This is a genomic window from Allorhizobium sp. DMC15, from assembly GCF_056314065.1.
The window spans coordinates 25,709-48,793 of record NZ_JBQUZB010000006.1 but is presented as its reverse complement, the minus strand read 5'-3'; the positions used below and the strand labels follow the sequence as shown (position 1 = coordinate 48,793).

20 protein-coding genes are annotated in these 23,085 nt (G+C 62.6%); 3 read left to right on the top strand and 17 right to left on the bottom strand.

Translation table 11 applies throughout. From position 1 onward, the window contains the following. The first annotated feature begins 3 nt into the window (after window positions 1–3). Entirely contained in the window at window positions 4–1,092 is a 1,089-nt protein-coding gene (locus tag ACT53S_RS21475; RefSeq protein ID WP_113379180.1) for a protein-glutamate methylesterase/protein-glutamine glutaminase, read from the top strand. A gap of 61 nt (window positions 1,093–1,153) precedes the next feature. Then, window positions 1,154–2,926: a hypothetical protein gene (locus ACT53S_RS21470; RefSeq protein WP_476068518.1), complete on the top strand. Its 1,773-nt coding sequence runs from the start codon at window positions 1,154–1,156 to the stop codon at window positions 2,924–2,926. A gap of 30 nt (window positions 2,927–2,956) precedes the next feature. Here ACT53S_RS21470 and ACT53S_RS21465 read toward each other — a convergent pair whose 3' ends face one another. Beyond that, complete coding sequence (locus ACT53S_RS21465; RefSeq protein ID WP_476068517.1) at window positions 2,957–3,682, bottom strand: AAA family ATPase; 726 nt, start codon at window positions 3,680–3,682, stop codon at window positions 2,957–2,959. Between the two features lie 147 nt (window positions 3,683–3,829). Beyond that, entirely contained in the window at window positions 3,830–4,843 is a 1,014-nt protein-coding gene (locus ACT53S_RS21460; protein ID WP_476068516.1) for a bile acid:sodium symporter family protein, read from the bottom strand. 89 nt (window positions 4,844–4,932) lie between these two features. On the opposite strand from ACT53S_RS21460, the gene ACT53S_RS21455 reads away from it, so the two are divergent. Beyond that, the gene (locus ACT53S_RS21455; protein WP_476068515.1) at window positions 4,933–5,793 is read left to right on the top strand and encodes a LysR family transcriptional regulator; all 861 of its coding nucleotides are present in this window, start codon (window positions 4,933–4,935) and stop codon (window positions 5,791–5,793) included. Between the two features lie 382 nt (window positions 5,794–6,175). On the opposite strand, the gene ACT53S_RS21450 is transcribed toward ACT53S_RS21455, so the two are convergent. From ACT53S_RS21450 to ACT53S_RS21380, 15 genes are all read right to left on the bottom strand, one after another. Next, window positions 6,176–7,435, bottom strand: coding sequence for a glycerate kinase type-2 family protein (locus ACT53S_RS21450; protein WP_476068514.1), 1,260 nt, complete (start codon window positions 7,433–7,435; stop codon window positions 6,176–6,178). Continuing rightward, window positions 7,432–8,448 (bottom strand): LacI family DNA-binding transcriptional regulator, encoded by a 1,017-nt coding sequence (locus ACT53S_RS21445; protein WP_476068513.1) that lies wholly within the window; start codon window positions 8,446–8,448, stop codon window positions 7,432–7,434. Before ACT53S_RS21445 ends, ACT53S_RS21450 begins: the two co-directional genes overlap by 4 nt. A gap of 5 nt (window positions 8,449–8,453) precedes the next feature. Continuing rightward, window positions 8,454–9,617 carry a dihydrodipicolinate synthase family protein gene (locus ACT53S_RS21440; protein ID WP_476068512.1) on the bottom strand — a complete coding sequence of 388 codons (1,164 nt, stop codon included), beginning with the start codon at window positions 9,615–9,617 and terminating at the stop codon, window positions 8,454–8,456. Beyond that, window positions 9,614–9,943 (bottom strand): Dabb family protein, encoded by a 330-nt coding sequence (locus tag ACT53S_RS21435; protein WP_476068511.1) that lies wholly within the window; start codon window positions 9,941–9,943, stop codon window positions 9,614–9,616. The genes ACT53S_RS21440 and ACT53S_RS21435 overlap by 4 nt, the downstream gene beginning before the upstream one ends. After that, on the bottom strand, window positions 9,940–11,532 hold the full coding sequence (locus ACT53S_RS21430; RefSeq protein WP_476068510.1) for a GMC family oxidoreductase: 1,593 nt from the start codon (window positions 11,530–11,532) through the stop codon (window positions 9,940–9,942). Before ACT53S_RS21430 ends, ACT53S_RS21435 begins: the two co-directional genes overlap by 4 nt. A 9-nt stretch (window positions 11,533–11,541) precedes the next feature. Next, window positions 11,542–12,300 (bottom strand): 3-ketoacyl-ACP reductase, encoded by a 759-nt coding sequence (locus ACT53S_RS21425; protein WP_476068509.1) that lies wholly within the window; start codon window positions 12,298–12,300, stop codon window positions 11,542–11,544. Continuing rightward, window positions 12,297–13,796 carry a GMC family oxidoreductase gene (locus ACT53S_RS21420; protein WP_476068508.1) on the bottom strand — a complete coding sequence of 500 codons (1,500 nt, stop codon included), beginning with the start codon at window positions 13,794–13,796 and terminating at the stop codon, window positions 12,297–12,299. The genes ACT53S_RS21425 and ACT53S_RS21420 overlap by 4 nt, the downstream gene beginning before the upstream one ends. Beyond that, window positions 13,793–14,905 carry an ABC transporter ATP-binding protein gene (locus ACT53S_RS21415; RefSeq protein WP_476068507.1) on the bottom strand — a complete coding sequence of 371 codons (1,113 nt, stop codon included), beginning with the start codon at window positions 14,903–14,905 and terminating at the stop codon, window positions 13,793–13,795. The genes ACT53S_RS21420 and ACT53S_RS21415 overlap by 4 nt, the downstream gene beginning before the upstream one ends. Before the next feature lie 4 nt (window positions 14,906–14,909). Continuing rightward, window positions 14,910–15,788: a carbohydrate ABC transporter permease gene (locus tag ACT53S_RS21410; protein ID WP_476068506.1), complete on the bottom strand. Its 879-nt coding sequence runs from the start codon at window positions 15,786–15,788 to the stop codon at window positions 14,910–14,912. Then, complete coding sequence (locus ACT53S_RS21405) at window positions 15,788–16,681, bottom strand: carbohydrate ABC transporter permease (RefSeq protein ID WP_110789861.1); 894 nt, start codon at window positions 16,679–16,681, stop codon at window positions 15,788–15,790. The genes ACT53S_RS21410 and ACT53S_RS21405 overlap by 1 nt, the downstream gene beginning before the upstream one ends. A 105-nt stretch (window positions 16,682–16,786) precedes the next feature. Further along, window positions 16,787–18,040, bottom strand: a complete 1,254-nt coding sequence (locus ACT53S_RS21400; protein ID WP_476068505.1) for an ABC transporter substrate-binding protein — start codon at window positions 18,038–18,040, stop codon at window positions 16,787–16,789. A 44-nt stretch (window positions 18,041–18,084) separates the two neighbouring features. Then, the gene (locus ACT53S_RS21395) at window positions 18,085–19,608 is read right to left on the bottom strand and encodes an aldehyde dehydrogenase family protein (protein WP_476068504.1); all 1,524 of its coding nucleotides are present in this window, start codon (window positions 19,606–19,608) and stop codon (window positions 18,085–18,087) included. A 1-nt stretch (window position 19,609) separates the two neighbouring features. Then, window positions 19,610–20,377, bottom strand: a complete 768-nt coding sequence (locus tag ACT53S_RS21390; protein WP_476068503.1) for an enoyl-CoA hydratase/isomerase family protein — start codon at window positions 20,375–20,377, stop codon at window positions 19,610–19,612. Then, the gene (locus ACT53S_RS21385; protein ID WP_476068502.1) at window positions 20,374–21,945 is read right to left on the bottom strand and encodes an acyl CoA:acetate/3-ketoacid CoA transferase; all 1,572 of its coding nucleotides are present in this window, start codon (window positions 21,943–21,945) and stop codon (window positions 20,374–20,376) included. The genes ACT53S_RS21390 and ACT53S_RS21385 overlap by 4 nt, the downstream gene beginning before the upstream one ends. Continuing rightward, a complete protein-coding gene (locus ACT53S_RS21380; RefSeq protein WP_476068501.1) occupies window positions 21,942–22,949 on the bottom strand; it encodes a Gfo/Idh/MocA family protein in 1,008 nt (335 codons plus the stop codon). Before ACT53S_RS21380 ends, ACT53S_RS21385 begins: the two co-directional genes overlap by 4 nt. Window positions 22,950–23,085: the final 136 nt, after the last annotated feature.

Genomic DNA, 23,085 nt, shown 5'->3' with positions numbered 1-23,085 from the left:
GCTATGGCCAAGAAAATCCGCGTACTGGTCGTCGACGACTCTGCCAGCGTCCGTCAGGCTTTGACCCAGGTTCTGGAGGCCGATGGCGACATCGAAGTAATGGGCGTTGCGTCCGATCCATTCGTTGCCGCGCGCCGCATCCAGGAGGAAGTTCCTGATGTGGTGACGCTGGATGTCGAAATGCCGAAGATGGACGGGATCACCTTCCTGCGGAAACTGATGGCCCAGCATCCGATCCCCGTCGTCATGTGTTCGTCCCTGACCGAGGCGGGATCGCAGACGCTGATGCAGGCGCTGGAGGCCGGCGCTGTGGATGTGATCCTGAAGCCGAAGATCGGCGCGGCCGACCATCTGGCGGAAGCGGGCGCGACCATCCGTCAGACGGTCAAGGCCGCGGCACTCGCCCGCGTCAAATCCGATCGCCGCCGCGCGCCCTTCCCCGGCGCAACGGAGGCCAAATTGACCGCAGATGCCGTGCTCCCGCCACCAACTGGGCGCGCCATGGCCAAGACCACCGAAATGGTCGTTTGCGTCGGAGCCTCGACCGGAGGAACAGAGGCTTTGCGCGAACTGCTTGTTGCTCTGCCCGCCAATGCACCCGGTCTCGTGATCGTCCAGCACATGCCGGAGAAATTCACCTCTGCCTTTGCCGCGCGGCTGAACACCCTCTGCCAGGTCGAAGTGAAGGAAGCGGCTCACGGCGATCCGGTTCTGCGCGGCCATGTGCTGATCGCCCCCGGCGGCCAGCACATGCTGCTCGAGCGCCAGGGAGCCCGCTATATGGTCGCCGTCAAGGATGGCCCCCTCGTCTCTCGCCATCGTCCATCCGTCGATGTCCTGTTTCGCTCTGCCGCCCGTGCGGCGGGATCCAATTCCATGGGCGTGATCATGACGGGCATGGGAGACGACGGCGCGCGCGGCATGGACGAGATGCACAAGGCCGGCGCCTACACAGTGGCGCAGGACGAGGCGACATCGGTCGTCTTCGGCATGCCGAAGGAAGCGATCGCCAGGGGCGGCGTCGACAGGGTGGTACCGCTGGAACAGATTGCCCGTGAAATTCTCGCCGCAGACCGCAGGCACCTCGGATGACACCTATCCAGGCGATGGAGCCGCAAATGAAACGAACGAAAACGAGAAAAGAGGGCTTCATATGAACACCCAGAGATCGCACCGGGCCGAAGGCTTCTTGTCGCCGAAGGGCAGCACGGAATCGACGGTTACGATCGGAAACAGATTGAACGAAGCACTCGCCCAGATCGAGCAGCGTTTCCTCGATGGCGGTACCGTTCTGGTCGCAGTTCTCGATGTTTTCAGCGGACTTTTGACGTCGCTTGGTGGCGTTTCGGAAGCCTTGCGCGAAGACGAAGCCGCAGAGGCGACAACCGAACTGCAGCAGACGGCGGGACTGATCGCAGCCCTGCCCGCACGACAGCAGGACCTGCGCCAGCGGTTCGACATGATCGGAGAGTATGGTGAGGCTCTCGCGAATGAAGTTCTATCCATGGAGGACACGCTTCGCTACCTGCGCACCTTCGCCGTTACAGCAAAGATCACGGGTGCAGGCATTGCCGATTTCGCCGGTTTTGCCGAGGAGATTGTCGAGCGCATCCAGTTTGCCACCCAGGAAGTGAAATCCTTCGGCGAGCGCATAGACGCGCTCCAGCATCTGATCAGTCATGCCCGAACGGGAAGCGACAACCTTGGGCAGCATGATGGCTCCATCCCGGCCATCGTGGCGGACCTCAGTCGAAACGCCAATGCGATCCAGAACCAGCGCGGCACCCTCGCCGATCTGGCGACCCAGGTGACGGGCCTCGCGATGAAGGTCCAGGGCAGGTTGGCCAGCACCTTGTCATCGTTGCAGATTGGCGATGTGACTCGCCAACGCCTGGAACATTGCCAGGCAGCCTTCGACATCGCGGCAACGCACCTGTCCCGTCCGGAAGGTCAGGCACTCACCGCTGAGGACCGCGAACGTGTCACACGCATCATCATCCGCCTGGTCCGAGATCAGCTGATCGCCATGTCGGAGGATTTCAGTGCGGAATGCGCCACGATTGTCCGCAACATCGGGGCCTTTTCTCAGGACGTAACGGCGCTGATGGATTTGCAGCATTCAATGCTGCCGGTCGGCGATAATGCCTCCGCGCGCTCTGCCATGGGTCTGGTCCGCGAGAGCCTCGAAGCCGCACGTGCTGTCGTCTGCGGTATCCAGCAATCCGTTGGCGAGGCCCAGCGATTGAGCACTGCCGTCAGCGGCATGGTCAAGGATCTCGTGGAAAGCGTGGAGACCATCCAGATCGTCCGGACGGATATCCAGTATATGGCCCTGAATACCAACCTGCGCTGCAGCAAGCTCGGTGAGGAAAGCCGCGCCATCAATGTCGTGACCAACGAGCTGCGCACATTTTCCGGCCGTCTGGACGACGTCACGGATCGCGCACTTGCCCATTTGCAGCAGCTCGATGAGCAGGCGACCGGGCTCGGCCGGGACGAAAAGGGCGATGAGCAAGATGGCGAACCGGATCTGGTCGCCCGCATCGAAGTGGCCCTGGCGCATGTCACGGTCGCAGGCAAGACCCTCGACGAAAAGCTGGAAGATCTGCAACAGCATGGCCAGGAGATTTCGATCCGGGTGGCCAAGGCGACGGCCGGGCTCGATTTTCACCAGGATCTCACCGCGATCCTGGCCGACTGCCGCAGCCTCGCGGCCGATGCCATCGACATAGACCCCACCTGCGACGGACTGGAAGGCTTCATGTCCGGTATCTCCGGCGAGATCTATGCGACCTACACGATGAAGTCCGAACGTGACGTCCATTCGCTCATCTTCAGCGCCGTGGCAGACGACATCGAGACCACCGCGGCCTTGCAGGCGCAGCCCATGACGGATGACGAACTGTTCGACGATGCTTTGTTCTAAAGCGCCCCGCGCAGTGCGAGGCGACGAGGGTCACGCGACCAATCGAACGGGCTGCGACGCCGGAACCTCGGCACAGCCGATCGTGAAGTAACGCGTCAGCCGCTCCAGCACTTCCCGGCCGAGCATCTGCGCATTCTCCTGGGCCCGGTCGAGATTGCTCACATGGCGGGGATCCATGGTGTAAAGGGTCTCGCCGCAGGAGAACACATCCCGGAAGGCTGCCCGCTCGACGATCGGCGTCGCGAGCAGATGCACGCGTTTCTCCGCCATCAGAGCCTTCACCCCCTGCAGCGCGCGCGTGGTGATGATCGGATTGATGCGCGTCAGCACGACGGAGTGTGGAATGCGCACACCGGTTCTGTCCTCGAGGTAATAGAGGAGATCGATGACATTCGCTGCCCCTTGCGCATCCATGGCCGAACCCTGGGCGGGGATCAGCACATAGTCCGAGTAACCCAGCGCCTGCGCGATGAGCGGGCTGCGATGTCCCGGCAGATCGACCACAACCAGATCAACGGCGTGCTGATAGCGCTTGATTTCTCGTTCCAGGTTCGCGGCGGAGACATAGGGGACCACCTGCAATCGCTCAGGACAATTCTGCCCTAACTGTTGATGCCATCGCGAAATCCAGTGCTGCGGATCGGCGTCGAGCACGGCGATCCGCAGCCCCATCCGCGCCAGTTCGGTCGCGATCAGAAGCACTGCCGTCGTCTTACCGGCACCGCCCTTCGTGTTGGCAAACGTTACAACAGGCATATCGAGTGTCCATTCCACGCTGACATGGCCCAAGCCCTGCAGCAATCTATCCGAGTGGAATAGAGCATGACGTCATTATGCTTAACCCCCGGTAAACCGGAGCAAGAAGAAGCATCTTGTGGTCGCTTTATACGACGCTATGCCGCGTCAGCCGGCTTTCGAAACAACCTCCGTTCCGCCGCCTGCAGTCATTCGGTCGACCGGTTGCAGCGCGATCGCGAACCGTCGAGCGAGCCATGCACAGACCATCAGCTGGATCTGGTGAAAAAGCATCAGCGGCAGCACGATCGCGCCGACCGATTGTCCGGCAAATATCACGCCGGCCATCGGCACGCCGCTCGCCAGGCTCTTCTTCGAACCACAGAAGACGGCTGCGATCCGATCTTCCCGGCTGAAGCCGAAAAGCTTCGAGCCATAGAAGGTGACGGCCAGCACCACCGCGAGCAAGACAATGTCGAGACCGATCACCAGAGACAAGTCGGCCGCCGAAAACTCCGACCAGATTCCTTCGATAACGGCATTGGAAAAAGCGAGGTAGACGACCATCAGGATCGAGCCACGGTCGACAGGGGCGAGCAGCGACTTGCGAGCCCGGATCCAGTTGCCGATAAAGGGTTGCAGGGCCTGACCCAGCACGAAGGGCAGGAAAAGCTGCAGCAGGATCTTCCATATCATATCGAGCGACACGCCGACATGTCCGCCCGCTGAAAACAAAACAGCGACGAGCGCCGGCGTCAGGAACATGCCGAGGATGTTGGATGCAGACGCCGCACAGATCGCAGCAGGCACATTGCCTCCGGCAATCGACGTGAAGGCGATCGATGACTGCACCGTTGATGGCAGGACGCAGAGATAGAGCAAGCCGAGATAGAGCGCCGGCGGAATCAACCACGGCGTCAGGAGCCCGAGCAAGAGACCCAACAGCGGAAAGACGACAAAGGTAACGGCCAAGATGAAGCTCTGCAGCCGCCAATGCAGGAAACCGGCCACCACCACGTCGGTCGACAGACGCGCCCCATGCAGGAAGAAGAGCAGGGCAACGGCGAGATTGGTCGCAAGCCCGAACCATTCCGCCGGCTCGCCTGATATCGGCAGAATCGAAGCGAGCGCGACCATGGCAACGAGCAGCATCGTGAAAGTATCGGGAATGAAGCGTTTCATCTGAGCGTTCCGCAGCAGTCTGGACAGGGTTAAATGGTTGGTTATTGTAATCGCGAATGCAAGAGATAACAGTTATCGGAAAATGTGATATGCTTGATCTTGTGCATCTGCGCAGTTTTGTCTCCGTTGCCCAGGCCGGCAGCTTCACCATTGCCGGCCAGAAACTGGGTCTCGGGCAATCCACGGTCAGTCAGCACGTGCAACGACTGGAAACGGTATTGCGTCACCGCCTTCTGGCCCGGGATACGCACAGCGTCCGGCTGACGCCCGAGGGAGAGGCATTGCTTCCGCACGCCCGGCAATTGCTGTCTCTTGAACGTCAGGCGGCATCGCTGTTCGAAACGACCCAGCCGCGTGGAAAATTGCGGCTAGGGATCTCCGAAGATCTGGTCTCGGGGCAATTGCCCATCCTGCTCCGCGATTTCATCGCGGATTACCCCGCAGTGGAGCTCCATCTGACCGTTGCACTCTCCAAAGATCTGGCGGACATGCAGGACAAGGGAGACCTGGATCTCGTCTTCGCCAAACGTCGGTTGGGGGATCGGCGTGGCGAAGTAATATTGCGTGAGCCATTGGTCTGGCTGGCGGCGGATCCCGACGCGGTGCTCGCCAAACCCGTTCTGCCCTTGATCGTGTTTCCGCCGCCCAGCCTCACGCGCACTTTGCTCATGGAGGCTCTGGAACGCGCCGGCCATTCCTGGCGTATCGTCTGCTCCTGCCAGAGCCTCAGCGGACTGACTGCGGCTGCGCGAGCCGGCATGGGAGTTCTGGTCCAGCCGAGAAGCCTCGCTCCTGCTGGCCTGCGCGAATTGCCGCCCTCCGCCCTTCCGCCGATCGAGGATGTCGAATTCATACTGGTCGCCCGCCGTGGCGCCGATCGCAATTCCGTCGCAGCCTTCACGCGCCTCATTCGTGACCGGATGCGAAACGGCCTCGATTCATCGAACTGACCGCACCGCGACCGGTGCCGAAGGGGAACCATCAAGCTCGTTGGGGGATCTCATGATCCCACAATGGCAAAAGGCACCATTTCGAAACGACACGGCGCAAGCCCTGCTGGACCGTCTTCAAAACCTTTTGCCGCCGGGAAAACTGATCGGAGACACGTTTAGGCAATCGATCGAACCGCAGTCTTCGCGTCCGTCTGGAGAGCGATCTCGACACTGAGGACAACCGGGAAGGCTTCTCGCGGGTTACGCTGAGGAGCTTTCGAAGAAACAACTTGAATGGCAGCAGCATCAAGTTTGTTTGGTTGCGGGGGCCTGGTTGCACGGAGACTTACATAAAGCCCCCTCCAGAGGACTAGATTTGGCCCCTTGCAGGTTCATCGAACTAAGTCCGAATGAGGATAGCCCGAAAGTCGTTTACGTTGGTCAGCGTGGGTCCTGTGACGACCTGAGCGCCCAGCGCTGCGAAGAAGGAATGGGCGTCGTTGCGCTCAAGTGACAAACGTGGATCGCCACCACATTTACCCGCCGTCCTCAGGATGTTCGGGCCGATAACGGCACCGGCCACTTCCGCCGCGCCGTCGACACCGTCTGTATCACAGGCCAACGCATGAATGCCTTCGGCTCCGTCAAGCTCAAGAGCAAGCGCAAGACAGAACTCCGCATTCGGTCCGCCGACACCCTCGCCCCGGCGGGTGACCGTCAGTTCTCCGCCGGAAAGGAGTAGGATTGGTGGATCGCCCGGCTTCATGGCGGACCGCAAGGCCAAAGCCTCTCTTGCCTGGGACGCGGCAACCTCCCGCGCCTCGCCTTCGAGCGCATCTCCGAGCAGGCGCACGTCGCAACCAGCCTCTCGGGCCAGCGCAGCGGCTGCCTCCAGCGACTGGCGCGGTGCGGCGTAGATGACGTTTCGGGTACGGGCCAGGCGCGGATCGCCCGGCTGTACGACACCCGAACCATGGGACAGGGCTTCCCGGACCGAGACCGGGACCTCGACCTTCCATCGGTCGATCACCGCAAGAGCGTCGTTGGGCGTCGAGGGATCGCCGACGGTCGGGCCGGAGCCGATGAAGGCCGGATCGTCTCCGGGCACATCTGAAATGATCAGTGCAAGCAGATACGCCGGCCAGGCCGCGGCGGCCACCTGGCCTCCTTTGACCCGGCTCAGATGCTTGCGCACCGTGTTCATGCGGTCGATCGGCGCGCCGGAGGCGAGAAGCGCCTGGTTGACGGCCTGCTTTTCGGCGAGCGAGACGCCCGGTACCGGCTGGACCAGGAGCGCCGACGCACCGCCTGATATCAGGGCGAGGACGAAATCGCCTTCGCCGGCACCCTCGACCAGGGATAGCATGCGGGCTGTTGCCTCAAGGCCCGCCTCATCCGGCACCGGGTGGGCGGCCTCGACAATCTCGATTCCCTGACAGGGCCGGGCATAGCCATAGCGCGTGATGACGAGGCCCTCGCAAGGCCCCCAGGCCGCTTCAACAGCTTCGGCCATGCGCGCGCTCGCCTTGCCGGCACCGATCACGATCACGCGTCCCTTCGGCTTTTCGGGAAGGAAATCTTTCAGCGAACGCATGGGGTCGGCGACTTCGACCGCCCGATCGAACAGGCGTCGAAGGAAGAGGTCCGGTCGATCGATCATGGGATGTCCTTCAAGCCGCTGGTGTCGCGGATGACGAGTTCCACCGCTGTGAGCGTTTCAGGCTCGGGGCGCTTGCCCTCTTCCAGCCAGGCCAGGATCGTCGCCGCGATGCTGCGGCCAAATTCGGCGATCCCGCAATGGACGGTGGAGAGCGCTGGAAAGACCTGACTGCACTCCTCGATATCATCGAAGCCGACCATGCGGAAATCCTGCCCGACATGGCGCTTCAGCTTGGCAAAGCCCGAGAGCATGCCGAGTGCAACCAGATCGTTAAAACAGATCGCGGCGTCGATCTCCGGATGGGTGCGTGTCAGTTCCTCGGCGGCTTCGCGGCCGAAGCTGCGGCTTGCCCGGCCCGAGAGCACAAACGGCTCCATCCCGGCTTCGGTCAGCGCCTCGAAGTAGCCTGTCATGCGCTCGCGCGTGACGGCACGGTCCGCAAGTCCGCCGACAAAGGCGATGCGGCGGGGCGAAAAGGAGAGGAGATGCCGGGCAGCGAGCAGGCTCCCCAGCCGATAATCGGGGGCGGCGAAGGGAAATTGCTCGACGCGCGGATCGACCTTGCGCAGCACCTGCATGGGGGGGATGCCGCCGCGCGCGATCGCATCGAATGTGCCGCCTTCATCGCCATAAGTCGGGGACAGGACCAGCGCGGAAACGCCATGCTCGATCATCGCGCCGACGACCTGGGCCTGGACGGCAGGATCTTCGTCGGTATTGGCGACAACCGTTGCATAGCCGCGCGCAGACAGGGCCATCTGCAGCGAGGTTGCGAATTCCGTAAAGAACGGGTTGCGGAGATCGTTGATGACGAGGCCGATCAGGCCGACATTCGACGAGCGGAGGTTCGCGGCCGCGCGGTTATAGACATAGCCGACCTTGTCCATGGCCTCGCGGACCAGGCGGCGGGTCTCCTCCTTGACCAGCGGACTGTTCTGCAGGACGAGGCTGACGGTGGATTTGGAAATCCCCGCCACGCGCGCCACATCGATGATTGTCGGCCGCCGCTCCATGCCCGTCAGTATACCCCGTTCAGCTCCAGCAAGACTCGCATCCTTCTCACGGCAAGCTCCGGATCGGCAAGCAGATTTGCCTGATCCGCAAGCCGGAACACCTCCGCGTAGTGGACGATGTCGCGGCTCGACTGGAAGCCGGCCGGCATAATGAAGTGCCGCTGGTGGCCATTCAGCCAGGCGAGGAAGGCAATGCCGGCCTTGTAGAAACGCGTCGGCGCGCGGAAAATCTCGCGGCTGAGCGGCACGGTCGGTTTCAGAAGGCGGTGATAGGTCTCCAAGTCACCGGCCGCGAGCGCATCCAGCGCCTGCGAAGCGGCCGGTGCGATGGCGGCGAAGATGCCGAGCAGCGCATGGGAATAATGCTTGCCATCGCCGGCGATCAGGTCGGCATAGTTGAAGTCGTCACCGGTATAGAGACGAACACCTTCCGGCAGGCGGGCGCGAAACGCCTCTTCATGCGCCTGGTCGAGCAGCGAGATCTTGATGCCGTCGACCTTGCCGGGGTTCTCGCCGATCAGGTCGAGCACGAAGTCGCTGGCTTCAGCGACATCCTCGCTGCCCCAATAGCCCTTCAACGCCGGATCGAACATATCACCCAGCCAATGCAGGATGACGGGTTCGCGCGCACCATCGATCAGCCGGCGATAGACGGTGCGGTAGACATCCGGTCCGGCTCCCATGGCGGGGAAGGCGCGCGAGGCCATCAGGATCAACTGCCCGCCGGCGGCCTCGATCGCTTCGGCTTGCGTCTGATAGGCGGCTGCGATTTTGTCGGCGGTGGTCAGGTCAGCGAGCGCCATATGGTCGGTGCCGGCACCGCAGGCGACGCGCGGCTTCATTGGATGCGCCTTGGCGGCCACCATCGTCCGCCGAATCAGTTCCAGCGCCGTCGGCCAGTCGACGCCCATACCGCGCTGGGCCGTGTCCATGGCTTCGGCGAGACCGAGGCCTTGATCCCAAAGCGAGGTGCGGAAGGCGAGCGTGCCCTCCCAGTCGACCGCAGGCCGCGTGTCCCAGGGATTACGTTCGCGCAGCGGATCGGAGACGACATGGGCTGCGGCAAAGGCGGTGCGGGTCAGCGGACGCGTCGGAGCGCGTGGTGTCAGCGGCGTTCCGGTGAGGCGATAGTCTTCGATGCGACCGTCGGCGGTGGGCAAGGCAATCATGTTGGAGATCCCTGAGTTTGGACGGGGAGGTCGAAGACGAGGATGCCGTCGAGACCACCCTCGGCATGGGCAACCAGACGGGCACCGAAGCGCTTGTGGTCCGGATGGACCTGATAGGCTTCGAGGGCTGCCCAGTCGGCGAAATCGGCGACGAAGCCGTGCAGATAGCCCCGTTCGATGCGCTCCGGGCTTTCGCTGCGGCCTGATGTGATCGACATGAGCCCCGGCAGCTTGCCTTCGATCTGATGCAGCTCTGCGAAGAGGTCCTCGATGACAGCGGATGAAACCGCCGGCTGGAAACGAACGAGCACGATGTGGCGGATCATCGCGCTGCTCCGTGATCGGCCTTGATCATGTCGGCTGCCTTTTCGGCGATCATGATGGTCGGTGCGTTGGTGTTGGACGAAACGACCGTCGGCATGATTGAGGCGTCGATGACGCGCAGCCCTTCGATGCCGTTGAAGCGCAGGCGCGGATCAACGACCGCTGACGGATCTGACCCCATCCGGCAGGTGCCGGCCGGATGGTGGTCGGTCTTCGAGTGACGGCAGGCATAGTCGAAATAGTCCTGGTCGCTTTGCACGTCCGGGCCAGGAAGGCGCTCGGCCAGAACAAAAGGCTTCAGCGCATCCTGGCGCATGATGTCTCTTGCGATCTTCAAACCCCGGATCGACATCTCGCGATCATAGGGATCCTCCCAGTAGTTGGGATCGATCAAGGGGGCTGCAAGCGGATCGGCCGAGCCGAGACGGACGGTGCCGCGCGACCGAGGGCGGAGATAGGCGGAGTTCAGCGTCACGCCACCATTCGGCATGGCGGCGACACCGGCCTCGATGCCGGACCCGAGGCCGAGATGGAACTGAATATCCGGCGAACGGGCTTCCGGATCGGCATACCAGAAGCCACCTGTCTCGAAGAGGCTTGAGGCGACGGGGCCGCTCTTGGTCAAGAGGTATTGCAGACCGGCCAGCACCGAGAGATGCGGCTTGGCGAAGCGGTCATAGGTATGCGGGCCGGTGCATTCGGCGATGACGAAGAGATCGAGATGGTCCTGCAGATTGGAGCCGACGCCGGGCTGGTCGAAGACCACGGGCAGACCGACCGAAGCCAGATGGTCGGCAGGGCCGATGCCTGAGAGCATCAGCAGGCGCGGACTGCCGATTGCGCCCGACGAGAGCAGCACCTCCCGTTCGGCACGCACCACGCCTTCGCCAGCGAGTTCGACACCGACTGCGCGCCCGTTTTCGACCACCAGCTTCAGCACCTGCGCATCCGTGCGGATGGTGAGGTTGGGGCGTTTACGTCGGGGGTTGAGATAGGCGATCGAGGCCGAGGAGCGGCGGACATTACGCTGGGTCAGCTGGTAGTATCCGACGCCATCCTGCGTCTCGCCCGTCATGTCGCCATTGAAGGGGATGCCGAGTTCGGCGGCCGCCTTGAAATAGGCCTCGCAGATCGGCAGCGGCGCCGAAGGTTTGCTGACACCGAGTGGACCGCCCTTGCCGTGATAGCGGTTGTCGAAGCTGTCATTGTCTTCTGCCTTGCGGAAATAGGGCAGGACATCCTCGTAGGACCATCCCTCGCAGCCCATCTGGCGCCAGTCGTCGTAGTCGAGCGCATTGCCACGGGTGTAGATCTGCGCGTTGATGCTGGAGCCGCCGCCAATGACCCTCGCCTGCGTATAGCGGATCACCATGTTGTTCATGTGCCGCTGCGGCACCGTGCTCCAGCCCCAGCTGCCGATGCCCTTGGTCATCTTCGCGAAACCTGCGGGCAGATGGTAGAAGGGATGCCAGTCGCGGCCACCCGCCTCGAGCAGGAGCACGTTGAAATCGGGATTTTCCGACAGCCGCGCCGCAAGCACCGAGCCTGCAGAACCGCCGCCGACGATGATGAAATCAAAAGCTTGCCGCATAAAAATCTCCTAGAGGCGCGCGAGAGACAGGCCGCCATCGACGGGGATCACGGCCCCATTGGCAAAGGCAAAGCATCCTTCCGCAAGCGGCACGACCACACTGCCGATATCGACCGGCTGGCCCCAACGTTGCGCCGGGACGAGCCCGCCCTCGATCCGCGCCGTGTATTTGTCCTTCACGCCCGCCGTCATCTCGGTCTCGATGATGCCGGGTCTGAGTTCAAAAACGCCGATGCCATGCGGCGCCAGACGCAATGCGAAGAGCTCCGCCATCATGCCGGCACCGGCCTTGGAGATGCAGTATTCCGCCCGCTCGATCGAAGCCATGCTGGCGCTCACCGAGGTCACGAAGACGATCGAGCGATAGGTGTCAGCAGGGGTCGCCAGCATGCGCCGCGCGACCTCCTGGGCGAGGAAGAAGGCGCCGCGCAGGTTGACACCGAGCACGAAGTCGAAGCTGTCGGGTGCGAGCTCCAGCATGTCGCCGCGCACCTTGGCGGGCACGCCGGCATTCGACACGAAGGTGGTGACAGGGCCGAGGCGTGCTTCGACCTGATCAAGGACCGATACGATGTTGTCGATATCCTGCAGGTCATGGCGAACATAGATGGCCGATTCACCCAGTTCATCGAGCGCTGCCAAAACCTGTGGCGAATCTTCCTCGGACCTCGACGCCAGCGCGACCTTGTAGCCGGCGCTCACAAGCTCGCGGGCGATGCCGAGACCAATGCCCTGCTGGCCTCCCGTAATCAGTGCGACCTTGCTCACTGGCTGAACTCCGTTTCGATAATGTGCTGGCCCGAGCGCAGGGCGAGTGCGGCGATGGTGAGAGCCGGGTTGACGGCGGCCGAGGTCGGCAGGATCGACGCGTCGACGATGAAGAGATTGCGATGATCGTGGCTGCGCCCGAAACTGTCGACCACGCTCGTCATCGGGTCCGAACCCATGCGTGCCGTGCCGCATTGATGGGAGGGCGTGCGGCGGTCGAAGGGACGCGAGAGCACGACCGGGTAGCCGGCTTTCCGGATCAGTGACTTCAGCCGGTCGACCAGAGCGAGGTGCGCATCCCAGTTCGACCGCTTCCAGTCGAGCATGATCCGACCGTTCCGCACCGTCACGCGGCTTTCGGGATTGGGCAGATCCTCGGACATCGCATAGAGATCGATCGAGCGATCCGCGATCCACTGAGCGAGCGGGCTTGGCAGCGGCGAGCTCGAAGCGAGGATCGGGCCGGTGATCTTGCCGAGCAGCTGGATATTGCCGAGCGGTTCGCCATTCGGCCCGCCCGTCAGATAGAAGTCGTTGACCAGCAGGGTCTTTTGATAGATCGACGGATTGCGCCTGAAAGGGTGGAGCGCCAGCACCGCCGAACAATTGTGGTTCATGAAGTTGCGACCGACCTGGTCGGATCGGTTTGCCAAACCCTGCGGATGGATTTCGTTCGCCGATGACAGCAGGATGGCAGCGCTTCTGACGGCACCGGCCGAGAGAACCACGAGGGGTGCGGTCAGCACCTTTGTCTCACCCCGTTCCAGGACTTCAACGCCGACAATCTGACCGCCATCGCCTGCCAGAAGACGCGTCACTTCGCATCCTGTCACCAGCGACACGTTAGGATGTCGAAGGGCTACGGCGAGGCTCACCGTCTCCGCATCCTTCTTGCCGCCGCAGGTATCCGGGAAGGCGTCCCAGGTCGTTTTCCCATGGGCGAGCCATGTGTCGATATCGACACCGAGTGGCAGGGAGGCCGGGTGGAGACCGACGGATTTCAGCCGACGGCGCAGATCGGCGATAGTGGGCTCGTCAGGTACGGGGCGATGGTCATAGCTTCCGGAATGCGGCGGCTCCGTCGGATCCTCGCCCAGCGTTCCCCGGACCTCGAACACATGTTCGGCCCTCTGATACCACGGCTCCAGGCTGTCATAGGCGATCGGCCAGCCAGGCGTCGTTCCGCCTATATGGCGCAGGGGGGAGAAATCTTCGCGGCGATAGCGCAGCAGCACGGCCCCATAGAATTTCGAATTGCCGCCGACATTGTAGTAGTTGCCGGGATTGAAGGGCTGGCCGTCGCCATCCAGCCACTCCTCCTTCGGCCTGAAATGCGCCTTGCCGAAAATCGCGTCCGCGTCCCGATCGGCGGAGGAAGGCGTGAGCCTTCCGCCCTTCTCAACGATCAGGATTCGCCTGCCCGTCGGTGCAAGCTGGGCGGCAAGCGTTGCGCCCCCCATCCCGGAACCGACGATAATGATGTCTGCGTCGCTCATGGCCGGATGCGCTCTTCCGTCTTGGGGTCAAAGGCCACAGCTTTTTCCATGTTGACTGCGAATTCGAAGTCGTCGCCACCGGATATATCAACATCGGCGCGCATGCGGGCGATCACATCCTTGCCCCCGAGACCCATGGTGACGAAGGTGTCGGAGCCGGCCGGCTCGGTGACGATGACACGGTTCTTCAGGCTGACGATGTTCTGCGACTTGCGGTCGGCCCCTTCGGGATCGGTGATCGCCTCCGGGCGGATGCCGAGCAGGATCTCCCGCCCGTCCCAGGCGGCAAGACTCGGCTGGCTGAAGGCGAGCAGGCTCTTCGATCCATCCCCCAACACGACTTCGGCATGGGGCGTACCATCGCGAACAACAACACGTGCCGGCACGACATTCATCGCCGGGCTTCCCATGAAAGTGGCGACGAAGACATTGGCCGGGGTATCGTAGATCTCCTTGGGCGTGCCGAGCTGCTGAATGTAGCCCTTGTTCATGACCGCGATGCGGGTCGAGAGCGTCATCGCCTCGATCTGGTCGTGGGTGACGTAGACGATGGTGCGCTTGAGTTTCGCATGCAGCTTCTTGATCTCGGTGCGCATGTCGACGCGCAGCTTGGCATCGAGGTTCGACAGCGGCTCGTCGAAGAGGAAGACATCGGGATCGCGCACCAAAGCGCGGCCCATGGCCACACGCTGGCGCTGGCCGCCGGACAGCTGACCCGGCTTGCGATCGGTGAGATGATCGATCTGCAGCAGCTTGGCGACGTCGAGCAATGCCTTGTCCCGTTCCGGCTTCGGCACCCCATGCATCTCAAGACCAAATGTGATGTTCTGGCCGACGGTCATGTTGGGGTAGAGCGCGTAGGACTGGAAGACCATGGCGATGTTGCGCTTCGACGGATGGACCCCGTTGATGACGCGGTCCTTGATCGCGATCTCGCCCGAGGAGATGCCTTCCAGTCCCGCGATCATGCCGAGAAGTGTCGACTTGCCGCAGCCGGAGGGACCGACCAGCACGAGGAATTCGCCTTCCTCCACCGAGATGTCCACGCGATGCAGGACTTCAAGCTGTCCGTAGGACTTGGTGACGTTCCGGATGTCGAGAAAGCCCATGATCTTATCCTTTGACTGAACCGGCCATCAGTCCGCGCACGAAATAGCGCCCGGCGACGACGTAAACGAGAAGGGTGGGAAGGGCGGCGATGATCGCGCCCGCGAAGTGGACGTTGTATTCCTTCACACCCGTGGAGGACTGAACGAGGTTGTTGAGGGCTGCCGTCATCGGCTGGCTGGTGCCGCCGAAGGAGACGCCGAACAGGAAGTCGTTCCAGATATTGGTGAACTGCCAGATGACGGAGACGACGGTGATCGGGCCGGAGACCGGCAGCAGGATGCGCCAGAAGATGCGGAAGAAACCGGCGCCGTCGATCTGCGCCGCCTTGACCAGCTCGGTCGGGAAGGTGGCGTAGTAGTTGCGGTAATAGAGCGTGGTGAAGCCGATTCCATAGACCACATGCACCAGGACCAGTCCGGGAACCGTGCCGGCGAGCCCGAGCTTGCCGAGCACCAGCGCCATCGGGATCAGCACGATCTGGAACGGAATGAAGCAGGAAAACAGCATCAGCCCGAAGACGATCGTGTCGCCGCGGAAACGCCATTTGGTCAGGACGTAGCCGTTGAGGGCGCCGAGGATCGTCGAGATGGCGACGGCGGGGACGACCATCAGGATCGAATTCAGGAAGTAGGGCCTGAGGCCGGTCGGCGACACGCCGATCTGGGCGGTCGACCAGGCGGAGCGCCAAGCATCCAGCGTCCAGGTTTCAGGCAGTGCCATCATGTTGCCGCCGGTAATCTCCGGCAGCGGCTTCAGCGAGTTGATGCCCATCACATAGAGCGGCAGAAGGTAGAAGAGCGCGAAGAGGAGAAGCACCAGATAGATGAAGGTGCGGGTGACGCGACCGGTCTTGACGGCGGTGTCCTGGCTGACGGCAGACATCAGTTCTTCTCCTTCAGTTCGGCATAGAGATAGGGAACCATGATGGCCGCGATGGTCATCAGCATGATCACGGCCGAGGCAGAGCCGACGCCCATCTGATTGCGGGTGAAGGTGTAGGAATACATGAAGGTCGCCGGCATTTCGGTCGCGCGTCCCGGGCCACCGCCGGTCAGCGCAATCACGAGGTCGTAAGACTTGATCGCGAGGTGGCTGAGGATGACGAAGGCGGAGAGAAAGGCCGGGCGCAGCATCGGGATGACGATGCGCCGATAGAGTTGGAAGCTCGAGGCGCCGTCGATCTGGGCGGCCTTCAGGATTTCGTTGTCGATGCCCCGAAGGCCGGCAAGGAACATGGCCATGACAAAGCCACTGGTCTGCCAGACCGCCGCGATGACGATGGTGTAAACAGCCATGTCGTTGTCCTTGATCCAGGTGAAGGAAAAGCTCTCCCAGCCCCAGAGGCGCATGATGCGCTCCAAACCGATGCCCGGATCGAGGAACCACTTCCAGGCCGTGCCTGTGACGATGAAGGACAGCGCCATCGGATAGAGATAGATCGGCCGCAGTAGTCCTTCGCCGCGGATCTTTTGGTCGAGGAAGATCGCCAGCATCAGGCCGAGTGCGGTGCAGATGACGATGTAGAGGCTGGCGAAAATTGCGATGTTGCTGATCGCGATATGCCAGTTTTCCTGGGCCCAGAGCCGGCTGTAGTTGGTGAAGCCGACGAAGGTGTAGAGCGGCAGCATCTTGGAGCCGGTAAAGGACAGAAAGATGGTGAACAGGATGAACCCGTAGACGAACAGCAGAATGACGGCGAAGGACGGTGCCAGCACCACCTTGGGCAGCCAATCCTGAATGCGCGTGCGCAAATCAGCCCCAGTCGAGCTTGTCATGAGGGTTCTCCCTGAATTTTCTGGATAGACCGACGCCGCCTTTCACCTTGGCAGGCGGCGTCGGAAGGGTCGCGAGCGACGAGGAGCATCGCTTGCGACGGGAGGTTACTTGGCCGCTGCGACCGCTTCGCCGAGAGCCTTCGCAGCCTCGGCACCATCCTTGAAGCCACCATTGAAGGCCTTGGTCACGACGTCATAGACGGCGTTCTTCACGGCAGCCGGTGCTGCATGGCCATGGGCCATGGAGCCGAAGAGCGAACCGGCCGAGCTTGCTTCCGCCAGATCCTTCATGCCCTTCTTGCCGCAATCGTCGAAATCCGTGTCCGGCACGTCGGTGCGGGCCGGGACCGATCCCTTGACGACGTTGAAGGCCGACTGGAACTTCGGGCTTTCGATCGACGAGGCCATGGCCATCTGCGCCTTGATCTTGTCGTCGCCCGAGACGTTGAACATCGCAAACTGGTCGGAGTTGAAGGTCACCGACCCTTGCGTTCCGGGGAAGCGGATGCAGACGAAGTCTGCCCCCGGCTTCTTGCCGGCCTTCAGGAATTCGCCCTTGGCCCAGTCGCCCATCATCTGCATGCCGGCCTTGCCGTCGATGACCATGGCCGAGGCCAGGTTCCAGTCGCGGCCGGAGAAGTTGTCGTCGACATAGCTGCGCAGCTTGATCAGTCGGTCGAAGGCATCGGCCATGTCGGGACCGGTGAGTGTCGCTTCGTCGAGATCGACGAAGGCCTTCTTGTAGAAATCGTTGCCCTTGGAGAGAACGACACCATCGAAAACGGTCGCGTCCTGCCACGGCTGGCCACCATGGGCGAGCGGGGTGATGCCGTTTGCCTTCATCTTGTCGAGAACGGCCACGAGTTCGTCCCAGCTCTCGGGTGCCTTGCCACCGGCGGCATCGAGGGCGGACTTGTTGATCCAGACCCAGTTGGTCGAATGAACGTTGACGGGCGCGGCAATCCAGCGGCCATCATACTTCGAGAACTTCTGCAGCGCTTCCGGCACGACCTTGTCCCAGCCTTCAGCAGTGGCCACTTCGTCAAGGTTGCCGAGCGCGCCCTGCTCTGCCCAGTCGAGGATGTCGAAACCGAGCATCTGGACGGCGGTCGGCGGATCGCCTGCGGTGACACGGGCACGCAGCGCGGTCATCGCTGCCTCACCGCCGCCACCGGCGACCGGCATGTCGACCCAGCCGATGCCCTTGGTGTTCAGATCCTCCTTCAGAACGTTCAGGGCTGCGGCTTCACCGCCCGAGGTCCACCAGTGGAGCACCTCGACGTCGGTGGCATGAGAGAGGCCGGCGGTGCCCGCCAGCATAGTACCGGTAATCAGCATGGTTTTGAAAAGGCTACGCATGTTATTCCTCCTGTTTGATGCGTTGCTTTCAATTGTTCCGGAAGTCAGTCGCGCACCCAGTTCGGCCTGGTCTTGCCGATGCGCATCACGACGGATTTGATCTCCAGGAATTCATCGAGGCCGTAGCGGCCATTCTCGCGGCCCTGGCCGCTCTGCTTGAAGCCGCCAAAGGCGACTTCCGGGAAGCCATCCATCCAGGTGTTGGTCCAGACGGTGCCGGCTTCCGCGCGGCGCGCAAAGGCAAGGCAGGTGTGGACGTTCTCGCTCCAGACACCCGCCGACAGGCCGTAGGACGCGTCGTTGACGAGCGAGAGTGCCTCTTCGAGCGTCTTGAAGGTGAGGACGGCGAGCACCGGGCCGAAGACCTCCTCGCGGGCAATCGGCATGTCAGGGCGGACATTGGTGACGACCGTCGGTCCGAAGAAGTCGCCGGGCAGGCCTGGATGACGGACGGCCTCGCCGCCGAGGGCAAGCTTTGCGCCGGATGCCACCGCATCGCGCACATAGGCCGCGATCTTCTGCTGATGAGCCTGAGAAATGATCGCGCCGACCTGGGTCTCGGGATTGAGCGGATCGCCGAAGGCGACCTTGCGGGAGAGCGTCACGACCTTTTCGACCAGAGCTTCCGTGATGTCTTCGTGCACGATGATGCGGCTGCCGGAATTGCAGCATTCGCCGGCGTTGAAATAGACGCCGAAGGTGATCGCATCGGCGGCTGAATCGAGATCGGCGTCCGGGAAAACGACCTGCGGGTTCTTGCCGCCCAGTTCGAGTGCGACCTTCTTCAACGTCTTGGAAGCGGCGGCACTGATCGCCTTGCCGACTGCCGTGGAGCCGGTGAAGCTCACCATGTCGACATGGGCATGTTCCGCCATCAGCGCACCCACCGGCTGGCCGAAGCCAAGGACGATGTTGACGACGCCTGATGGCAACCCCGCTTCGATCAGCAGCTCTCCCAGCATCACGGTCGTAGACGGCGTCATTTCCGACGGCTTGATCACGCAGGTGCAACCGGCCGCCAGTGCAAAGGGCAGCTTCTGGCTGAGGATCCAGAAGGGGAAATTCCACGGAGTGATGATCGAGACGACGCCGATCGGCTCTTTCAGCACCACCGCCAACATGTCTTCGCCGAGCGAATTGTGGCTGTCGCCATGCAGGGTGCGGGCAAGTGCTGCCGCATAGCGCCAGAGGTCGGCGGCGCCTGCGACTTCGCCACGCGCCTGAGAAATCGGCTTGCCGCTTTCGAGTGTTTCGAGGAGCGCCATACGCTCGACATTCGCCTTGATGAGATCGGCGACCTTCAGCAGCAGCGTCGAACGTTCCTTGCCGGTCGCGCGGCTCCATGCGCCGTTGTCGAAGGCCCGTCTTGCAGCGGCAATCGCGGCTTCCGTTTCGGCCGTGCCGCCACGCGCGGAGCAGCTGACGACAACGCCATGGGAGGGCGAGATCCTGTCGAAGGTCGCGCCATCGGCACTACCCTGCCAGATCCCGTCGATCAGGTGGCGGCCTTCGAAGGGAGCCTCCGGCAGCGGATGGGCGACGGCAGCGGTCATGGTCATGTCGTTCATGTCATTCTCCCGAGAATGCGGGTTTGCGTTTTGCCCTGAAGGCGGCGACACCTTCGTCGCGATCGGCACTGGCAGCAATCGCGGCACTGCCCAGCGCCTCGATCATGGCATCGCGATCTTCGCCTCGGCCCGCATGGACCATGAATTTGGAGACCTCGACGGCGCGCGGAGAAAGGCTTAGAACCGACTGAGCCATGCTTCGGGCCGTCTCGGCGGGGGTTGCCGAAACCTCGGCGACAAAGCCGAAGGCATGGGCGCGCTCGGCGGAAATCCGCCGGCCGAAGAGCGCCATTTCCTTGAGGATCGGTTCCGGCAGCAACCGAGCCAGCCGCTGCGTGCCGGACCAGCCGGGCACGATGCCGACATGGGCTTCCGGAAGCGCGATCGTGGCTGATGGCGCCATGACCCTGATGTCGCAGGCGGCGGCAAGTTCCAGACCGCCACCAAAAGCGTGGCCCGCCATGGCGGCGATCACCGGCTTCGACAGGCGTGACAGACGATCGAAGATGCGATGCCCATCGCGCACCCAGTGGCGGGCGAATTCGGCAGGCGTCAAATCACCCCAGGCGTTGATATCGGCACCGGCACAAAACGCGCGCTCGCCTTCTGCCGTCACGATGACGCAGAGAACATCGACCGTCCGCTCCAGTCGGTCGAGATGACCGGAGAATTGCTCCAGCATTTCGACCGTGAAAGCATTGAGTTTCGCCGGGTTGTCGAGCCGGATCTCGGCAATGCCATCGGCAGTGTGGAGGTGAACTGCGCTCATGGTGTCCACCCCATCGGTTCCTTCGACAGGAGCGATGTCGAGATCACCCGCGCGTCGGGAGCAATTGTCACTCGGCCCTGCGATGCCGCGACTATGTCCCGCTCGGGTTCGATGCCCGGCATGATTTCTGTGGCGACGAGGCCGCTCTCCGTCAGCCGCATCACGCAGCGCTCGGTAATGTAGAGCACGTCCTGCCCCTGCTGCCTTGCTCTTTTGCCGGAGAAGGTGACGTGCTCGACCTTGTCGACCATCTTGGTAAACTTGCCGGGACTGCGGACATGGATGCCGTCTTCCGTCAGTTCGACGACCGCACCGGCCTCGAACCAGCCGGAGAAGACGATCTTCTTTGCGTGCGCCGTGATATCGACAAAGCCACCGCAGCCGGCAGTCAGATAGGGTTTCTTGCCGAGCTTCGAGACATTGACATTGCCCTCGACATCCACCTCCAGGAAGGAGAGGAAGGACACGTCGAAGCCGCCACCCTGGAAATAGATGAACTGCTGCGGTGACGGCACAAAAGCGTCCGCATTAGAGGCACAGCCGAAGGCAAAATCGGTGAGCGGCATGCCGCCGACGGCGCCCTGCTCGATTGCCCAGGTGACAGCCTCGGGATGCCCCTCTTCCAGCAGAATACGCGGCACCTGGGCGCTGATGCCGAAGCCGAGATTGGCCGTCATGCCGGACTTCAATTCCAGCGCGGCCCGGCGGGCGATCACCTTCTCGACGCCATGTTCGGCGAGCTTGAAGCTCGACCAGGGCCGCATGATCTGGCCCGAGATCGCCGGATCATAGGGCGTCTCGCAGGTCTGTTTCTGCTCGGGATCGAGAACGACGAGGTCGACGAGATGACCGGGCACCCGCACATCATGCGGACGAAGGCTCCCGGCCGCCGTCATGCGGCTCACCTGGGCAATGACGAGACCGCCATTGTTGCGTGTCGCAATCGCCTGTTCCAGCCCGCCGAGATAGGCGCCCTCGTGTTCGTAGGTGAGGTTGCCACGCTCATCGGCCGTGGTGGCCCTGAGAATGCAGACATCAGGATAGATGTTGGGGAAGTGCAGCCAGGTTTCGCCGGCGAATTCGACTCGGCTGACGATGGGATGGGCGGCTGCGCTTTCATTCATCGCGCAGCCCTCGCGGACCGGATCAACGAATGTGTCGAGGCCGATGCGGGTCAGCACGCCAGGACGCCGGGCGGCCGCTTCACGGTGCATGTCGAACATGATGCCGGAGGGGACGTTGTAGGCCTCGACCCTGTCTTCGACGACCATTTTCCAGATCTCGGGCATCGGCAGGCTCGACGGACCGGACGGATAAGAACCGGCCAGCACGCGGCTGATCAAGCCGTCTTTTGCGATGTGGTCGATGCCCTTCACCCCATACATGTCGCCGGCGGCAATCGGATGCAGCATGGTGAGATTGCGCGGATGACCTTCCGTCTCGAACCTGCGACCGAGGGCGGCGAGCACAAAGTCCGGGCAACCGAGGGCTGAGGACGAGGACACCGTGACGACGGCGCCATCGGGAATGCGCGAGACCGCCTCTGCGGGGGCAACAAGCTTGCTCAACGGACACCTCCGTAATTCACGCCGACCCGGACGCCGCGCGCGGCTGCATCGCGCACGGCAAGCGCGACGGCTAGCGACTTCACGCCATCGCGGCCGGTGGCTGCAGGCTCGCCATCGCCTGCGATGGCGGCGTGGAAACGCCGAACGCCTTCGGCGTAGAGATCATGGTGGTCAACGCCGATGACCTCGCGGCCCGAGGCCGTCACCAGCTCGAGGGAGCCGATCGGGTTCTGCGTCATGACATCCCGAGCGAAGATCGACCCTTCCGTGCCGTGCACTTCGAGACCAGAGCCGGCAAAGGGATGGGTGAAACTTTCATGGCTCATCACCATGGCGCCTGACGGCATGGCCCAGACGGACATGGCGGAATCCTCGACACCCTCGCCGAGGCCGGAACTCGCCATCTGCGCCACGACCGAAACCGGATCTTCGCCGAGAAGGAAACGGGCGACATCGGCGTCGTGAACGGTGATGTCGGGAATGACGCCACCACCGGCATCCGGTGCATTGATGCGCCATCCCTGAAGGTGCGGCGGCAGAAACACGGCGTGATGGAGACGCAGGGAAAGTACGCGACCGATGCGGCCCGAGGCGATGAGTGCGCGCACGGCACAGTGACTGCCGGAGCAACGCAGGTGGTGATTGGTGGCGAAGACGAGCCCGGCCTCTTCGGCGGCGCGCACCATCGCGCTGGCATCATCGAGCGCCAGCGCCAGGGGCTTTTCGCAGAGCACATGCTTCCCGGCCTTTATGGCGGCGAGCGCCTGCGGCAGATGCTTCTCATTGGTCGTCGAGATGTAGACAGCTTCGATTGTGGGGTCGGCCAGAAGCTCGTCCAGGTCGGTGCCTGATCGCGGGATCTGGTGCTCGTCGGCAAATGCCCGGGCACGCTCCGCCGATCCGCTCAGGACGCTGACAATCTCGCCTTGCTGGGCGCGGATCGCGCCGACCATGTATTGGCGCGCGATTGTGCTGGCTCCGATCAGGGCCCACCGCATCTGCATCTCCTCCCACAATCTCTTAGGCTTTTTTGGATCGTTCCAACATATATGGAACGATCCAAACTTTATGTCAACCGATTCTTGAGCGAGCGTTTCCCATGCTCTCTGTCGAAAATACTCTTCATGCTGCGAGGGGGCT

What these genes read in the sequence shown, in the direction of transcription:
- ACT53S_RS21430 (WP_476068510.1), bottom strand. Translation starts at nt 11,532, where the DNA reads ATGCGGCAAGCTTTTGATTTCATCATCGTCGGCGGCGGTTCTGCAGGC.
- ACT53S_RS21440 (WP_476068512.1), bottom strand. Translation starts at nt 9,617, where the DNA reads ATGATTGCCTTGCCCACCGCCGACGGTCGCATCGAAGACTATCGCCTC.
- ACT53S_RS21420 (WP_476068508.1), bottom strand. Translation starts at nt 13,796, where the DNA reads ATGAGCGACGCAGACATCATTATCGTCGGTTCCGGGATGGGGGGCGCA.
- ACT53S_RS21400 (WP_476068505.1), bottom strand. Translation starts at nt 18,040, where the DNA reads ATGCGTAGCCTTTTCAAAACCATGCTGATTACCGGTACTATGCTGGCG.
- ACT53S_RS21475 (WP_113379180.1), top strand. Translation starts at nt 4, where the DNA reads ATGGCCAAGAAAATCCGCGTACTGGTCGTCGACGACTCTGCCAGCGTC.
- ACT53S_RS21460 (WP_476068516.1), bottom strand. Translation starts at nt 4,843, where the DNA reads ATGAAACGCTTCATTCCCGATACTTTCACGATGCTGCTCGTTGCCATG.
- ACT53S_RS21450 (WP_476068514.1), bottom strand. Translation starts at nt 7,435, where the DNA reads ATGATCGATCGACCGGACCTCTTCCTTCGACGCCTGTTCGATCGGGCG.
- ACT53S_RS21455 (WP_476068515.1), top strand. Translation starts at nt 4,933, where the DNA reads ATGCTTGATCTTGTGCATCTGCGCAGTTTTGTCTCCGTTGCCCAGGCC.
- ACT53S_RS21415 (WP_476068507.1), bottom strand. Translation starts at nt 14,905, where the DNA reads ATGGGCTTTCTCGACATCCGGAACGTCACCAAGTCCTACGGACAGCTT.
- ACT53S_RS21410 (WP_476068506.1), bottom strand. Translation starts at nt 15,788, where the DNA reads ATGTCTGCCGTCAGCCAGGACACCGCCGTCAAGACCGGTCGCGTCACC.
- ACT53S_RS21465 (WP_476068517.1), bottom strand. Translation starts at nt 3,682, where the DNA reads ATGCCTGTTGTAACGTTTGCCAACACGAAGGGCGGTGCCGGTAAGACG.
- ACT53S_RS21395 (WP_476068504.1), bottom strand. Translation starts at nt 19,608, where the DNA reads ATGAACGACATGACCATGACCGCTGCCGTCGCCCATCCGCTGCCGGAG.
- ACT53S_RS21390 (WP_476068503.1), bottom strand. Translation starts at nt 20,377, where the DNA reads ATGAGCGCAGTTCACCTCCACACTGCCGATGGCATTGCCGAGATCCGG.
- ACT53S_RS21470 (WP_476068518.1), top strand. Translation starts at nt 1,154, where the DNA reads ATGAACACCCAGAGATCGCACCGGGCCGAAGGCTTCTTGTCGCCGAAG.
- ACT53S_RS21405 (WP_110789861.1), bottom strand. Translation starts at nt 16,681, where the DNA reads ATGACAAGCTCGACTGGGGCTGATTTGCGCACGCGCATTCAGGATTGG.
- ACT53S_RS21435 (WP_476068511.1), bottom strand. Translation starts at nt 9,943, where the DNA reads ATGATCCGCCACATCGTGCTCGTTCGTTTCCAGCCGGCGGTTTCATCC.
- ACT53S_RS21445 (WP_476068513.1), bottom strand. Translation starts at nt 8,448, where the DNA reads ATGGAGCGGCGGCCGACAATCATCGATGTGGCGCGCGTGGCGGGGATT.
- ACT53S_RS21380 (WP_476068501.1), bottom strand. Translation starts at nt 22,949, where the DNA reads ATGCAGATGCGGTGGGCCCTGATCGGAGCCAGCACAATCGCGCGCCAA.